Annotated in this window: 12 protein-coding genes; 3 read left to right on the top strand and 9 right to left on the bottom strand. The window is 44.9% G+C overall.

Annotated features, from left to right (window positions below; all coding sequences use genetic code 11):
• The first annotated feature begins 87 nt into the window (after positions 1-87).
• The gene (locus G589_RS0103960; protein ID WP_081647167.1) at positions 88-981 is read left to right on the top strand and encodes an AraC family transcriptional regulator; all 894 of its coding nucleotides are present in this window, start codon (positions 88-90) and stop codon (positions 979-981) included.
• Here G589_RS0103960 and G589_RS18845 read toward each other — a convergent pair.
• The gene (locus tag G589_RS18845) at positions 905-2,311 is read right to left on the bottom strand and encodes an MATE family efflux transporter (protein WP_051192182.1); all 1,407 of its coding nucleotides are present in this window, start codon (positions 2,309-2,311) and stop codon (positions 905-907) included. The genes G589_RS0103960 and G589_RS18845 overlap by 77 nt on opposite strands.
• Before the next feature lie 138 nt (positions 2,312-2,449).
• Here G589_RS18845 and G589_RS20925 point away from each other — a divergent pair, with 138 nt between their 5' ends.
• Positions 2,450-3,313, top strand: coding sequence for an AraC family transcriptional regulator (locus G589_RS20925; RefSeq protein WP_026521194.1), 864 nt, complete (start codon positions 2,450-2,452; stop codon positions 3,311-3,313).
• Positions 3,314-3,432: 119 nt separating this feature from the next.
• The gene (locus tag G589_RS0103975; RefSeq protein WP_026521195.1) at positions 3,433-4,470 is read left to right on the top strand and encodes a glycoside hydrolase family 5 protein; all 1,038 of its coding nucleotides are present in this window, start codon (positions 3,433-3,435) and stop codon (positions 4,468-4,470) included.
• A 619-nt stretch (positions 4,471-5,089) separates the two neighbouring features.
• On the opposite strand, the gene G589_RS0103980 is transcribed toward G589_RS0103975, so the two are convergent.
• The 8 genes from G589_RS0103980 to G589_RS0104015 form a co-directional block, all read right to left on the bottom strand.
• Positions 5,090-6,511: an InlB B-repeat-containing protein gene (locus G589_RS0103980; RefSeq protein WP_026521196.1), complete on the bottom strand. Its 1,422-nt coding sequence runs from the start codon at positions 6,509-6,511 to the stop codon at positions 5,090-5,092.
• Between the two features lie 309 nt (positions 6,512-6,820).
• Positions 6,821-7,378 (bottom strand): M48 family metallopeptidase, encoded by a 558-nt coding sequence (locus G589_RS0103985; RefSeq protein ID WP_022770605.1) that lies wholly within the window; start codon positions 7,376-7,378, stop codon positions 6,821-6,823.
• Positions 7,379-7,392: 14 nt separating this feature from the next.
• Positions 7,393-9,429 (bottom strand): TIM-barrel domain-containing protein, encoded by a 2,037-nt coding sequence (locus G589_RS18855; RefSeq protein ID WP_051192173.1) that lies wholly within the window; start codon positions 9,427-9,429, stop codon positions 7,393-7,395.
• Positions 9,426-10,751, bottom strand: coding sequence for a carboxylesterase family protein (locus G589_RS0103995; protein ID WP_026521197.1), 1,326 nt, complete (start codon positions 10,749-10,751; stop codon positions 9,426-9,428). The genes G589_RS18855 and G589_RS0103995 overlap by 4 nt, the downstream gene beginning before the upstream one ends.
• Entirely contained in the window at positions 10,748-12,199 is a 1,452-nt protein-coding gene (locus G589_RS0104000) for an MFS transporter (RefSeq protein ID WP_026521198.1), read from the bottom strand. Before G589_RS0104000 ends, G589_RS0103995 begins: the two co-directional genes overlap by 4 nt.
• A 160-nt stretch (positions 12,200-12,359) precedes the next feature.
• The gene (locus G589_RS0104005; protein WP_026521199.1) at positions 12,360-13,313 is read right to left on the bottom strand and encodes an ABC transporter permease; all 954 of its coding nucleotides are present in this window, start codon (positions 13,311-13,313) and stop codon (positions 12,360-12,362) included.
• Between the two features lie 15 nt (positions 13,314-13,328).
• Positions 13,329-14,825, bottom strand: a complete 1,497-nt coding sequence (locus tag G589_RS0104010) for a sugar ABC transporter ATP-binding protein (protein ID WP_026521200.1) — start codon at positions 14,823-14,825, stop codon at positions 13,329-13,331.
• Positions 14,826-14,836: 11 nt separating this feature from the next.
• Positions 14,837-15,784 carry an ABC transporter permease gene (locus G589_RS0104015; RefSeq protein ID WP_026521201.1) on the bottom strand — a complete coding sequence of 316 codons (948 nt, stop codon included), beginning with the start codon at positions 15,782-15,784 and terminating at the stop codon, positions 14,837-14,839.
• Positions 15,785-15,808: the final 24 nt, after the last annotated feature.

Here is a 15,808-nt window from a genome sequence, read left to right on the forward strand (position 1 = left end):
CTATGGTCCTAGCATAAACTTCCTTGCAAAAACTTAGAATAGAATTACTTGTTGCCAACTTTGCAAAAGTTGTTGTACAATCATGGCATGAAAAATAAACTACGATCATCCTTTAATTCAAGACAGTACATGGTATCCTCAGATTTCGAGGTCTTTTACTACTCCGACAGGGACTTTAAGACCTTGAGTCCCCATGCCCATAACTACTACGAGTGCTACCTTTTCATCGAAGGCGACATCACCATGGAGATCTTCTCGGGAAAAGACAAAGTGGAGCGCCACAAGATGTCCCAGGGCGACCTTATGATAGTCCCTCCCGGGATCATGCATCACGCTCTCATGAACGATCCTTCCCAGAATTACAGAAGGTTTGTTTTCTGGATCAGCAAACAGTGCTGTCAGAGCCTCATGGACGAGTCCGTGGACTACATGTATCTTATCCAGAAGGCCGAGGCCTTTCACAAATACATCTACCACCTTCCGCCGGCAGAGTTCCACCAGGTGGAATCCAAGTTTCTGCGTCTTCTTGAGGAGATATCCAGCGAGCGCTACGGGTCTGACGCTGCGCGCCACCTGTGCTTGTGCGACCTGATCCTTACCATCAACAGAGTCATCTACGATGAGGATCACAAGGAAAGCGGATCGGAGGAGCTCTCTCTTTTCCAGAACATCCTCTCCTACGTTGAGAGTAACCTTGAGGACACCCTCTCTCTTGACGACATCGCAGGCCAGTTCTACGTCAGCAAGTACTATATCTCCCATCTGTTCAAGGACACTCTGGGAGTATCACTCCATCAGTACATAATAAAAAAGCGCCTTTCGGAGTGCCGTAATGCAATCACCGGTGGCGAGAGCATCACAGCAGCCTACGAGCGCTTTGGCTTCAGAGATTATTCAAGTTTTTTCAAAGCCTTCCGTAAGGAGTACGGTATGTCCCCAAAGGAGTACCAAAACCTTTATTCGAATCGCCTTTTGAAATGATCCTTTTCCAGTTCGGGGAAAAGATATAGTAGCCAATCATGCAGAGCATTCCAAAGGCAAAGGATACCGGGAAGCACAGCATGATGTAGGTTCCGTCAAAGAATCTGTTAATGATATACGCGCAGGGAATCCTGACTGCCCATAGCATCATGAGGTTTATGAGAGTCGTGTACTTTACAAAGCCCACGCCGTTTACGATGTTTGAAATGCAGTTGAACACCGCATAGCACCACTGGGACAAGAGCACAGCGACCACGTATCTGCCTGCGTACATGAGCACAGTTTTATCCTGAGTAAAAAATCCAAGTATCGGCATTCTGAAGGAAATGAACATAAGGCCAAGGGCCAGTGTTGCAATTCCGTTCAGGGCCGGTATTTTTATGTACCCTTCTCTTAATCTGTCGTAATTCTCAGCACCGAAGTTCTGTCCGGAGAAAGTGGAAGCTGCTGAAGATACAGCAGTAATGGCGACGTTGGTGATACCTGTGATCCGCCCTGCCACTGACGCTCCGGCCATGAACCGGTACCCTTGCGCATTCACCAGGGTCTGCATCGCCATATGCCCGAAGGAAAACAGCGAGTTGTTTAGACCGATGGGAACACCTATTGCAAGTATCTGCTTCATTTCCTGCATATTCAAAGCCCTTGGGAGGAAACTAAATGAAAGCTCAGGAAATTTCTTTTTTATGTAAAAGACACTTACAATCCACGAAACAAACATGGAAATTCCGGTAGCAAGCGCTGCTCCCTGAACATCCATCGAAAGTCTTGCAACGAACAACAGATCAAGAATTATATTGGTCACGCAGGAAACCACCAAAAACCACAGAGAAGCTACGCTGTCTCCCAGGCCTCGCAGGATTCCCGCATTCATGTTGTATCCGATATTTCCCAGAGCGCCCAGGAACACAACTCTTGTGTACATAAGAGCTGCTGCTTCTACATCCTCCGGAACACCCATGAACCGTAGGATAGCCGGTGCCAGCAGAAAGCCTAGTATTGCAATCGGGATTCCACTCATATAGACAAGTGAAGTGGAGGCATGAGCGATGTCTTTTACCCGCTTATCATCTCCTGCGCCGATCCGCTGCGAAACAAGAATGGATGCACCTGTGCCGATTCCAAGAAACACACACAGTAAAACTTCTACCGGCTGAGAGCTCGTTCCCACAGCCGCCAGGGCCTTATCACCGCAATATCGCCCAACTATCAGCGTATCTACCGTTGTATACAGCTGCTGCAGAATGTTTCCGAGGACGATGGGAATCGCAAACAGGATCACATTCTGAATTATGCTGCCTTTTGTCATATCAATCTTCTTCGTTTTCATGCCTCTATTGTGCTTCATAATCTAATAATTTTCTTATGGATTTATTCCCTCATGCTGTCAAAAATAATGAAATCATGTCATTTTGATGCTATGATTAATGACACAGCAAAGCGACTTTTATTCACGGAGGACACATATATGGCACTTCCTCTGCCTCAGGGCAAACAGTTCACCATCATATACCGCATGCTCTCATCCGACTTTGAGATGACATCCATGGAAGTGGCTTCAGACCACTATTCCTTGGGTTTTATCATCCACGGCGACAGAAAGGTCATAACGCCCACCAAGACCTTCATGCTCCACGCAGGCTTTATCAACGGAATGCCGCCCTACGCCTATCACCGCACCATTCCGGGGTCTTCCGATTATTACGAGAATTACCTCATCAAGTTTTCACCTGATTATGTAAAAGAGCTTACAGATAGCCTGGGTGCCCAGTTTCTCGATAATCTCTATGCGCAGTTCCCAAAGGAGTTTGACGACGAGGACAGGAAAGAGCTCTTTTCCCTTGCAAAGACCCTTCTTGATGCCTACGATCACCTGAATAAATGCGACAATCCCGAGGACGAGCGTGTCGCGCAGCTAAAGGTAAAGCACCTCTTCTATGCACTTCTTCTTATGATAAATGACAAGGGGCGCAGCGCCCGGGAAAAGACTGTGCTCCACAATAAAGCGCTGTCTGAGCCCATCATGGAAGCTGTCTATTTTGTGGAGAAGAACTATAAAAAGAGTTTAAAGATCGAGGATGTGGCTGCCATTTCCGGGTACTCCGTTACATACTTCTCAAAGCTCTTTTGCGCACAGCTGGGGAAGCCCTTCTCAGAGTATCTGTGTCTTACGAGGTTAAAGCATGTGCAGAATCTTCTGCTGTCGACGGACATGTCGGTGATGGATATCTCGCTTGAGTGCGGATTTTCCTATCCCGGCAACATGACAGCCAGCTTTAAAAAGGAGTTTGGCATGACTCCTCTGCAGTTTAGAAAGCAGAACAAAAACTAAAAAAAATTTCACAAAAAATTACGTGCAACTTAAACGTTTTCGTGCTAGGATTGAAGTGAATTGATCAGTTACTTGATTGTAATGAAAATTTACACAATATAGATAAGGGGAAAACGTCTATGAGAAAATTTGAAGGTTACCAAAAGGGAGTAAACCTGGGAGGATGGCTCTCTCAGGCAGATGAAAAGACAAAGCAGCACTACGATACTTTCATCGTAAGAGAAGATATCGAGAAGATCGCAAGCTGGGGCTGTGACCACGTTCGTCTCCCAATCGACTACATTGTCATTGAGAGCGAAGACGGTGATATGCTCGAGGATGGCTATGCTTATGTTGATAACTGCATCAAGTGGTGCAGAGAGTTTGGCCTCAATATCCTCATCGACATGCACAATACATACGGATACACATTCGATCCGCTTGAGGTTAACGGAGACAAAGAGATCTTCTTCCACAACGAAGATCTTCAGAAGAGATTCTATCAAATGTGGGATCGCATCTCCAAGAGATACGCAGGGCAGAAGGATGTTGCCTTTGAGCTTTTGAACGAGGTTATCTCTCCTGATATCAAGGACGAGTGGAATGCCATCGCTGACAAGGCAATAGATACTATCAGAAAGAATGCGCCTGACACCTATGTTGTTGTTGGCGGTGTTTGCTACAACAACGTTCGCAGCGTACCTTTCCTCAATTCTCCCAAGGATGACCACGTAGTTTACAACTTCCACTGCTACGAGCCTATGATCTTCACACATCAGAGAGCATGGTGGATGGACAACATGCCCAAGGATATCACTGTTGAATATCCTGCAACCACAGCCGAGTACTCAGAAAAGAGCAAAGGCCTTGACCCTGACTGGGCAGGCGCAATCCTTAAAATGAAGGTTAAGGAGATGGGTGCTGACTACTTTGCAGAGCTCTTCGAGCCTGCTGTAGAAGCTGCCACCAAAAACAACGCTCCTCTCTACTGCGGAGAGTACGGCGTAATCGACCAGGCTCCGGCTAATCCTTCAACCATCAACTGGATAAAGGATATCCACGATGCCTTTGAGAAATACGGCATCGGCAGAGCCCTCTGGGTTTACAAAGAGAAGGACTTCGGTATCGTTGGTCCTCACTATGACAGCGTAAGGGATGAGATGATCAAGAATCTTTGAGTGATTTGATTTGTAAATATTGAAAAAACGAGCAGCTCCTGCATTGGCAGGAGCTGTTTTTGATTGTGGCAGGTTCCGGTGAGTCACCGGGGACGTTTCAGTTTGACTCATTTTGAGTCAACGGGGACGGTTCTCTTTGACTCATTTTGAGTCACCGGGGACGGTTCTCTTTGACTCATACATCACAAGGATCATGTAATTTGTGTCATGGTTGGAAACGTAATATCGACCACCCCACAATTTGTTTCCATGTAAAAATTAGTTGGAAATTACAGAAAAGAATTTTGGAACGATTACGGCGACTACATCACATGACATCCGTAGGCCGGTAGTTGTGATGCATGAAAAGCGTTAGGCATGAAGTTTTCTTAGACCATGGCCAGAAATAGATTTTGTAATTTCCAACCAACTCCTCATAGGAAAATTTTTGTGATGCATTTCAAAAATCGATTCCAACCATCAAGTCTGTATAGCACGTCATGTGATGCAAATTTACTATGTGTTATGACCTTGTTTTCATTTAGAACTTTTATACAACCTCAACTAGCCCACATGCATTCACATGTGAGCTAGTCTCGTGGGTTGTGTCATATGAGGTATGTACAGGATTAAACCTGGATCATTCGATAATTGTGAATCCAAGAATTGCTGCAAGTCTTAAGAATCCGCAGTATCCATTCTCATCAAGCAGTGACTGCACATCATAGCCTGCAGGAATTACAACTTTCTTCTTAAAACCATCATGCTTGAATACGATGATGTAAGAAACGTCGTTGCGCTCTGCCATAGCCTCAATGATATTCTTATCAAAAGTTGCAACTTCGTTAGTCTCAATAACTGCTACGCCCTGTGTGGGTACAGCCTGTACAGTATTTTTGATTGTTTCCACATATTGAGCAGGTGCAACCTTAGAAAGATCAAGACTTACACTCTTTGTAACTGCCTCAGCATTTCCAAGCTCAGTTGTAGGAAGTGCTTCACCTGCCTCTGTGGTGATGATATTGATACCTTCGTTACTGATCTCTTCTTCAACCATCTGAGCAACTTCTTCAATAGTTACGCTGGGATTAGATGCCTTAATAAGCTGCCATAATGCATAAAGCTTAAGGTCGTTTTCAAGCATACCTAAGTCAATTGTTTCACCGCCTTTATACTTGGCAGATTTTGCATTTTCTGATAAGCCCCATCCTGCAAATTTGTAGCCTTCTTTTGTCATTTCTCCGGCGTTCTTTTTGATGACGATTTCCCGAGAGGTTCCACCGATTACAGTTGTTCCTGCGATTTCACCTATACCGGTATTGGCATCGTATGAAATCTGGCGAAGGACAATATTACCGATTTTGAATACTGCAGTACGAGTTTCTGTCTCTCCTGCACCTACGTTGATAGTCCATGAATATGCCATGCCACTATCACCGTTGAATTCTGACTGATTTTCTTGCTGGTTAAATATGTTTCCATCTACATAACCACAGTCACCATACCAAACAGTACTAAAATTATCCTGATCAGAAAGAGGTGTGAGTGTAAAAGATACACGATCACCTTTCATATAAATGCCGGTACCGTCATTTATAAATCCTATAGGTGCACAATCAACTTCTCCTATCTTGGTATCGGCACCCGACCCGATTTTTACCTCTTTAGCTTCATTTCCGGTATTGGTTACTGTATAGGTTACATGAACCTCATCATTGCCTGCACCCTCTATTGTCTTTGCTTCTGCCGTGATCTTAGTTGTAATTCCAGTCTGACCGGCGTATTCAGTTCCATATGAAAAAGCAGATGATCCCTGAATTTTGCTGCTAGTATTATCATCCTGATAAGTAGCATATCCCTGATTCCGAAAAGTTGTCTGTATATCTGAAGAATTGGAATCCTTACCAACTACATTAAATCCGGCATCACCTACACCATAACCAATCTCGCTGGTTGCATCACTCTGAGGCACGGTCTCATTAGCAAATGCCACAACCGGTGCCTGCATCATCATAGCAGCACTCATTCCTAATGCTAAAACTGACTTGTACTTCAAATTCATTTCAAAAGACCTCCTTTTCAATGGCTAAGGAGCATATCATGCTCCCACGCTCCATCGCCGGTTACACATTGCACATCCGTTTGCAATGCAAGTTCCAAATCACGTAAACTTATAATACTCCCCACTGCATTACACAACCATTACAAAAAAGGCCCTGTTTCTGATTAGTTCATAAACATTGTTAAGAAACCATAAAATTAAAATAAGTTTTCTAAATGAGTCAATCTGAAACGTCCCCGGTGACTCAAAAAAAGGATGCAACCTGCTCCCCGAGCATCTGCGCTCGATTCAGCTGTTGCATCCTTTCTATTATCCTGTAGTTATTTCATTGCCGTGGTCCTTGAGCCACTTTCTTCTCTCCTTGTAATCGGGAAAGATCTTTTCAACCTCCGCCCAGAATCTGGGGGAATGGTTCATCTCTTTTAAATGACAGAGCTCGTGCACTACCACGTAGTCGATGATCTCATCCGGGGTGCGCATCAAAAGGCAGTTAAAGTTAAGGTTGCCCTTACCTGAGCAACTTCCCCAGCGGCTCTTTTGCATCCTGATGGTTATCCGTCCGTACTCTACTCCCATAAGATTTGCGTAATACCTTACTCTCTGAGGGATGATGCGCTTAGCCTTTGTTGTAAGGAGCTTTATCTCCTGCTTGGTCAGTTCAGGCTGTGGCGCTTCTGCTCTCTCTTTTTGCTTCTCCTGCATCTTGCGCAAATGCTTATCAATCCAGTCCGCCTTCTCTCCAATGAGGCGGTTGATCTCGCTGACCGAGGCGTACTTCGGAGCGCGGACTATTACTCTTGCGTCCGGCGTGATCTCTATGCAAATGGTCTTTCGTTTACTTCTTATTAGTTCTATTTCTTTCGTCATATTCACGTATTATATCACTTATCAAAAACCTGTGCTCCCTTTCTTACAAAGAACACCGGGATATCCCTGATCGTGCATGGTACCACTACAGTTTCCCCGCCTTTATATTCCAAAAGCACTTCGCCCTTATCCGAAAGCTCTTTTACCAGACACCACTCACCCCCCGGAAGTGTCACTGTGACTGACGTGGCTCCCTCATCAAAGACAGGGCATGCAAGTACGTCTCTTCCAAAGAAAAAGACATCACTCTCAGGGTCGTAATCGGAATCTTCTAAAAAGACTGGGTATATTATCGGAGTGCACTCAGAAACTGATATCTCCATCTGCCTGTAAAGATATGGTATGAGGGCCTCTCTCAGATCAAAGAGTCGCTTTACGGTCTCAACTTCATCTTCATACAGCCAGGGCATGTTTGAAGTTCCGTCTGTATTCCAGGAGTGGAGCACAAACCTTGGCGTAAAGATTCCGTACTGAATCCATCTAAGGAACAGCTCCTTGGAGGGCTTTGGGCCGGCAAATCCGCCTATATCCTGACCGAAGTTGTAGATGCCGGAAAGGCTCATGGTCATGGCCATCTTATGGTTAAATCTGAAATCCTCGAAACTGGTTCTGTTATCCCCTGTCCAGGTGGATGCTATCCTTGAAGTTCCCACAATTCCGCATCTTGATACAGCGGTCTTATTTGATATATCGGGTGCAGCTTCAAGGCTTGCTCTGGTCATCAGGTATGAGAACAATGGCTTTATCAGCTTGGCTCTGATTGGTCTTCCAAAGCCATCGGCATATACGTCCTCATCAGGAACGTCATACTCGTTATTGTCATTCCAGGTGCTGTAATAGCCCTTATCAGCAAGTTCTTTTTTTACGCACTCTGTCCAGAACTTCGCCGCATTTTCATTGGTAAAGTCCAGATAACTTCCCATTCCTCCCCAGAAAGGAAACTTTGCCGTAGTGCCGTCACCGTTTTTCAAAAACCATCCGTTCCCAGCGATCATCTCATACATCGGGTGGTCATCCAGAAAGCACGGCTTTATATTGGGCAGAAACTCCACTCCCTTTTCCCTGAAGGTCCTGCTAAGTCCCTCGGGCGAAGGAATCTTATCCGTGTTCCAGTGAAAGACATATCGCTTGTCGCCGATCTGGGTATAGCCGCTGGACAGGTAAAATCCCCCGGGAGAAATGCCGTATTTCTCACAGAGCGCAAGAAACCCTTCAAGCTGCTCACCTGCATTATCAGCATCTGTATACGCCATCGTACTTCCGCAATATTTAAGCGTCCACTTCGGAGGAAGGAATGTGCCTCCGGACAATCGGACAAAACTCCTTAGTATCTCAGGAACGCTTCCGTAAAAGACATAGTAGACGAGATACTCTTCCTCGCATCTGAAGGACTTAAAAGGCGAGTAATAGTTGTCATGCTCTCTTCCAAAATTAAACTCACCGTCAGAATATGTGTCATAGTAAATCCCGTATGAACCTACAGAATTCTTGCAGATATAGAATGGAACATGCTTATACAGAGGGTCCGATGATCTGGCATCAAATCCCATGGAATCTGTGGTTCCAAGCTTAAAGCATCTTCCGTTTTTATTGACATCCCCTGATTTATCTCCAAGCCCGAAGATGAACTCATCCTCTTGTCTTGAAAGATAATGACAGGCTCCTCTTCCCAGCTCGCCTTCAAGGTTATAAGCCATGTATTCCCTGTCCCTGAACAGAACTTCCCCGCCTTCGTAATGTATGATCAGGAAATTCTTTTTTTGGACAGAAAGCCTGTGGCTGCCAAAGGTGAATGTCCAGCCGTCGGCGTCTTCAGTCATCTGCGTTTTTTCGCCTGTAAGGCCTTTGCAGGATAACTTATCCCTTCCCTCATAGGGCATCTCCCCATCCGGGCATACTGAGAAGGTGTTAAAAAACCTTGTACCGTCTTTATAGATTGCCACCCGGACCATGTCCTTGAAAAAATCCAGCCTTGCATTTATGTCTGATTCCTTGAAAAGGAATGTGGATTCCTCCCGGGTTTTAAGAGTAAATCTGTGGTCATATTTCATTTTGGGTCTCCTCTGAAGGTATTTACTATCAGCTTTACAGGGTCCGGACGTTTCATCTTTATTCCTTTTTTTGAGATAACAAGACAACTCTTTCCCCTCTTCCATACAGGACGCTCTGAAGCATTGGGATTTCCGGTTTTCACAAAATCTGCAATGTAATCCATCATAAGAGCTGATATTTCCATATCCTTGTCATCATACGGCCTAAAGCTCTTTTCAAGAGTTCCGAACAGGTATCTTAAATCTGATGAATGAAATGCTCCATTGTCATCGCCGGGGGCATCGATGTCAAAATAATAGCGATATCCGCCGACCTTTCCCATAAACTTTCTTGCCATGTTATACAAAACAACATTGTACATATCATTACTTGTAGTTCCCGCCATGTAATCAAGCTTAAGTGGCTTCTCTATCAGTTTTTCCACGCTTTCCGTCAGAAGATATCCGTCAATAACAGGCTGTGTGTTGACGGTATTATCTTTTCGGACTTTCTTAATCTCTTCAACTGCACCAAGAACCGCCTTATCATCAAGCTCTTTAAACTCATCAAAGTTTGTCGCACCGGAGAGTTTTATCACTTCTTCCCAGTAGCCGCGGGTGTCTGCAGATGCCTTCGGTCGTCCCATCTTTGGGAAAAGACCTGCTCCTGAGATCATAATTGCTCGTTCAAAAAGATCTTTAGCCTTCTCTGACAGACAAAGATACTGCAACGAAATCGCACCTGCGCTTTGTCCCATGGCAGTTATGCAACCAGGGTCTCCGCCAAAAGAGCCTATATGACTCTTTACCCATTTAAGTGAAACCAATATATCATCAAGTCCAAAATTCCCATCTCTTCCAAACTCATCCTGAATCTGCCTGTGTGTCATATATCCGAAAACACCCACACGGTAGTTAACGCACACAAGGATCAGCCCTCTCTTTGCATAGGCTTCGCCATCCAGATATCCCTCGCTGTTGGCCATGGAATTAAATCCGCCTCCGTGTATAAAGACCAGCACCGGTGCATTATGTGCATTCTTGGGTGTATAGATATTGAGATTTAAGCAGTCCTCGCTGTAGGTAAAATCGAGTCCTTCACGGAATTCCCTGTGATAGAATCTCCGCTCAGGAACATCCAGATGTGGAAAGTAGGTCCTGTACTGGGAGCATGCATCTCCAAAAGCTGTGGCATCGTATGTGCCATCCCAACCCTCTACCTGCTTTGCGTACTCAAATCTCTTGGCCTTAGCATATTTTATTCCCAAAAACTCAAGACACTCTTCTCTTTCATTTCCCCGGATCCTACCGAGATCTGTGTCTATTTCGATGTATTTACTCATCTGACCTGTCCCTTTAAATAGTCTTCCTTCCGGTTCTGAAGCTCACTAACCTTCTCCTTGGAGAGTGGATACCAGAAAAGCAAAGCAATTGCCATCAGTGCAAACATTACCGCCGGAATAAGGGTTGCAAGAACATACATCAGATCAAGCTGTCCTTCGGAAAAGACAAATTCCAGAGTGCTTGCAGTGTCATAATATCCCATTGCAAGTAAGGCTGCATTTACAGCTATCGCTGAAATAACCTGACCTAGCTTTCTAAAGAAATTTAAGAAGGCATATGCAGTACCGTTGTCCTTACTTCCGGTGCTGACTTCAATCTCATCTATGGCATCCCCCGCCATAGCCCAGAGCTGAAGCACAAAGAGATTAAGACCAAATCCGGAGATAAGACACAAAACCATAAAAGGCATGAGGGCCGCTCCCGGATCCAGGAATTTCAAGAAAAACATCAGGAAATTTGCTGCAGCAGCTATGATCATACCAACGGAGGTAATCTCTTTTTTACCAAACTTCCTTGCAAGCTTTGGGGTAAAAAGCATAAGTATTGCCATTGGGATATAGGTCAAAATGGTTGGCAGGGATACAAAGATTCCGCCCTTTCCGAAGTAGTATCTGATCAGATAAATATAATAGCTCTGAGTGAACATCTGTCCTGCAAGGAGCAACATTGCAACAACGGAAATAGAGAGCATGGCCTTGTTCCTGAATATAAGCTTAAGGGCCTTTGACGCAGCACCTTTTTCATGCTTTTGTGGCTCTGTTTTTACTCTTTCTTTTGTACCTGCAAATGCCAGAAGAAGCGAGATCACAGACAGCACAGACATGACAATGACGCCTGTCAGAAGAACATCATACTTTACAATAGACTTTCCCGTAGCCTTATCTGTGGAAAAGCAGAGCATTGAAAGCACCATGACAGGCATGCTGCCCAGTGCTGAACCTACTGCTCTGAAGACAGAGAGCTTGGATCTTTCTTTTACATCAAGGGTAATAACTGTGGCAAGAGAGCCATAGGGAATCTGAAGCATAGTGTAGATCATACCCCACGCCACATATGTGATGGTTGCATAAATATATGCAGGAAGATTATCTCCCGGTGTTCCGAAACCGTCGAATTTAAGAAAAAGAAGGATTGAAGCGATGGCCAGAGGAAATGCCACCCTCAGAAACCACACCCTGTATCTTCCATGCTTTGAAACAGGTGCTGTATCACAAATTCTGCCCATAATAGGGTCATTTACAGCGTCCCATACCCTGGTAAGTACAAACATCACCATGATAAAGAACGGACTTAAAATCAGGACATCCGTGTAATACGTCTGAAGAATCGACGTAACAAGTCCAAATACCAGACATCCGCCTGCATCTCCCAATGCGTAGCAGATATACTCCAGCGTCTTAAGGCCGCTGGCTCTGGCAATCATACTTTTTTCATCAGTTTGTCCCATAATATGTAACCCTCCCCTAAAAATGATATCACAAAATGGTCCCTGGGGACGGAGTCAAGGGGTCATTTTCATACAATTAACAAAATGCTATAAAAGTATTCTGAAAATGACCCCTTGACTCCGTCCCCAGGGACCATTCGCCCCCAGCTTAATTTTCAAATTATTTTACGATCATACCGGTTTCTCTGTCGGCAAATACTGCAACCATCACAAGGAACACAATACCCATAATGAGTTGCTGGGTCTTTGGCTCGATTCCCAGCATAACTAGTCCGGCTGTAAGGATCTTATATGTCAGCGCACCAAGGATAATGTTGTAGAACCTTACCTTAGCTCCGCCGTTGACCGGCATTCCGCCAAGTACCAGAGCGATCATGATCTGTGTTTCAAGCTGATTTCCTGCTGTTGATGTAACAGAACCAACCTTGATACTGTTGATGAATGCTGCGAGGCCTGTGATCATGCCTGCTGCCATGTAGATCAGCATCTTTGTCTTTTCAACTCTTACACCTGCAAAACGGGCTGCAGTCTCGCCTGCGCCGATGGCCTTAAGCCTGTTGCCAAGGCCTGTGTATCTGAACACTGCAAATGCAACCAGCAGAATCACAATTGTAAATGTCAGGTTAAAGCCCATGGTGTTGTAAGAGGTAATATTGGAAACACCGTAAACCGGGCTCTTTGTGGTAGCATAGGCAACCATTCCGCGAAGCAGATACATGTTACAGATAGTAACGATGAAGGATGTGATCTTTCTCTTTACGTTAAAGAATCCGTTTACAATTCCTATAAGTCCACCTGTCAAAACTCCGCACAGGATTGCCAGCACAATGTTTATGTTTGACAAAAAACATATGACAACCGAGCAAACACCCAGCATTGAGCCCTGTGAGAAATCAAGGCCTCCCATGGTCATTACCATGAATACGCCAACGCATGCTATAAGAAGCACATAGGACTGTGACAGCAAAAGCTTTAAGTTACCAGGGGTGTAAAGCTGACCCCCTGTTAAGATTGCGAATAAAACTACAATAAAGATGAATCCTGCAAATGGCATTACCGTCCTGAAAAGAGGCTGATTCATCAATGATAATTTTACTTTTTTCTCTGTATCCATAACCGGCCTCCCCCCTTAAACCATCTTCGCAATAAGGTCTGTATCCTTAAGACCTTCATGCCTCAAAAATTCACCATTCTGACGACCGTCTTTCATGATGATGATCCTGTCAGCCATTCCAAGAAGCTCTGAGATTTCCTCGGAGATCATGATAATGGACTTTCCGCTCTTTCTCATTTTGTCCATCATCTGGTAGATATCAGCTTTAACCCTGATATCGATTCCTCTTGTCGGTGAATCCAGAATGATGATATCCGAATTCTTACCGATCCACCTTGCAAGGACAACCTTCTGCTTGTTTCCTCCGGAAAGAGCTGACATAAACTGGTGAACGCCAACCATCTTGGTACTCATCTGTTTTGCATATTTCTCTGCAAATGCCCTCTCATCCTTGGCATGAAGGATGTGATTTCTCTTGATGTCCTCAAGGGATGGAAGCGTGATGTTATCCTGAATGGTGTCGTTGATGACCAGCGACTCTGTGGATCTGTCCTTTGAAGCATAGGCTATGCTGTGATCAATGGCTGTCTTAATGTCTTTTATCTGTGTGCCATCAGCAGTGGTAACGGTGCCTTCTCTGTCATAGGATGCTCCGAAAAGAGCTTTTCCAACCTCGTGCATTCCGCACTCCGAAAGGCCTCCGATTCCGATGATCTCGCCCTTATGCAGCTCTATGGAAAAGTCCTCGATCTCGCCGGGAACCGTAAGGTGTTCCCCCCGCAGAACAACCTCATCAGAAATCGGTTCCCCATAATCTGCGCGATAGTAATTTCCACTCATCTCACGACCTACCATTAACTTTTTGAGGTCATCGGTAGTCACATCGCTGCTCTTTACAGTATCAATATATTCTCCGTCTCTGAGTACGCTTACGTTGTCTGACTGCTCAAGAACTTCATCAAGGTCATGGGATATGAAGATGACGCATCTTCCGTCGTCCTTAACATCCTTCATTACTTTGAAAAGCTCTTTTCTTCCCTTCTCACCAAGTGCAGTGGTGGTCTCATCAACGATGAGGACCTGGGGCTTAAAGTATGTCGCCTTTACAATCTCGATGAGCTTTCTGTCCTCGAAGTTATATTTGTCTATGATGTCTGTAGCCTTGATGTAATCAAAGCCGTAAGAGTTTAAAAGTTCCTGGGCCTTTTTGTTCATGGCCTTGGTGTTCTTTACATTGAACTTTGTGAACTCATCCTCTTTTCCGAGGAAGATATTCTCGGCAACGGTAAGACCTGAAAGTGTACCTGTCTCCTGCACGATGATAGCAACACCCTGGTAGTTTCCGTCAACCTGATTTTTTGCATTAACCTCTTTTCCCAAAAGAGTAAACGTTCCGGAATCCTTGTGGTAAATTCCTGTAAGACATGATGTAAACGTGGATTTACCGGATCCGTTCTCTCCGATCAGCGCATGGATCTCACCCTTGTAAAAGTCCAGAGTGACATGATCTATGGCATGTGTGCCAACGAAGCTCTTGTCGATCTTCTCGGCATGAAGTATAACCTCGCTCATATCTCTCCTCCTTACTTAACAACTGCGCCTTTAACGGGCTTGATGGTCATGGTTACGATAGCAAGCAGCACAATACCTGTTACGATATTCTGCACTGTTGTGGGCGCGCCAAGAGCGACGAACCCCTGGAACAGGAGCTGGATTATGAATTCGCCCACAACAATAGCGATGACAGGATGTCCGTACTTTTTAAAGGCAAGGCCAAAGAAGGTTCCCATAAGAGGCGGGAAGTTTCGGCTCATGGAAGCAAGGTTTGATGCACTGGTCATGGAAGTTCCGTAGGAGATTGTCAGGATTGACTCGATTCCTACAAAGAATCCGCAAAGGACAAATGCCACAACCTTGTATTTATCAACGTTAACACCCATGTTTCCGGCAACAACTTCATTGGAGCCGATGGCATAGGTATAGGTTCCGATCTTGGTGTATTTAAGGATGAATCCGCAGAAAAAGAACGCCAAAAGAGCAAGGATCAGGTTTCCGGGATAGTCACCAAAGGCCCTGTAACTTGGGGAGAGGATAGCCTCTTTTCCGTTGGTTGCAAAAATTGAAAGAGCCTCGTAAACCAGAGAAAGTCCGGCGGTTACGATAAGTGATGAAATCTTAAGCTTTATATATACAAGTCCGTTCAGCAGGCCAACCAAAGTGCCGCTTATAAGGGGCGCTATAAGAAGTCCCGCATATCCGAAACGTTCGCTCATATTTACGGCAAGCACCGATGAAAGCACGATGTTTGCACCAACGCTCATATCAAAGGGTCCCATTACGCAGATAAAATAAAGACCACAGCCGCCTACAGCATAGTAGAGAGCTGTCTTTAGATAAGTCTGAAGTTTATTGAAATCACCGAAAGTATCGGGGGCAAGGATCTTAAAAAACGCCCAGAAAACAAAGGTGATAACGGCCAGCATCACCAGCCCGTACCAGTGGCTCTGCCTGAATTTTTTAAAGTTACTCATACACTCCTCCCTAAGGGTGCTTTT

Origin of the sequence: Butyrivibrio sp. VCB2001 (assembly GCF_000423965.1) — a bacterium.
GTDB lineage: Bacteria > Bacillota > Clostridia > Lachnospirales > Lachnospiraceae > Butyrivibrio.

Coding starts and splice junctions, on each gene's coding strand:
- G589_RS18845 (WP_051192182.1), bottom strand. CDS start 2,311: ATGAAAACGAAGAAGATTGATATGACAAAAGGCAGCATAATTCAGAAT.
- G589_RS0103995 (WP_026521197.1), bottom strand. CDS start 10,751: ATGAGTAAATACATCGAAATAGACACAGATCTCGGTAGGATCCGGGGA.
- G589_RS20925 (WP_026521194.1), top strand. CDS start 2,450: ATGGCACTTCCTCTGCCTCAGGGCAAACAGTTCACCATCATATACCGC.
- G589_RS0103980 (WP_026521196.1), bottom strand. CDS start 6,511: ATGAATTTGAAGTACAAGTCAGTTTTAGCATTAGGAATGAGTGCTGCT.
- G589_RS0104015 (WP_026521201.1), bottom strand. CDS start 15,784: ATGAGTAACTTTAAAAAATTCAGGCAGAGCCACTGGTACGGGCTGGTG.
- G589_RS0104000 (WP_026521198.1), bottom strand. CDS start 12,199: ATGGGACAAACTGATGAAAAAAGTATGATTGCCAGAGCCAGCGGCCTT.
- G589_RS18855 (WP_051192173.1), bottom strand. CDS start 9,429: ATGAAATATGACCACAGATTTACTCTTAAAACCCGGGAGGAATCCACA.
- G589_RS0104010 (WP_026521200.1), bottom strand. CDS start 14,825: ATGAGCGAGGTTATACTTCATGCCGAGAAGATCGACAAGAGCTTCGTT.
- G589_RS0103985 (WP_022770605.1), bottom strand. CDS start 7,378: ATGACGAAAGAAATAGAACTAATAAGAAGTAAACGAAAGACCATTTGC.
- G589_RS0103960 (WP_081647167.1), top strand. CDS start 88: ATGAAAAATAAACTACGATCATCCTTTAATTCAAGACAGTACATGGTA.
- G589_RS0104005 (WP_026521199.1), bottom strand. CDS start 13,313: ATGGATACAGAGAAAAAAGTAAAATTATCATTGATGAATCAGCCTCTT.
- G589_RS0103975 (WP_026521195.1), top strand. CDS start 3,433: ATGAGAAAATTTGAAGGTTACCAAAAGGGAGTAAACCTGGGAGGATGG.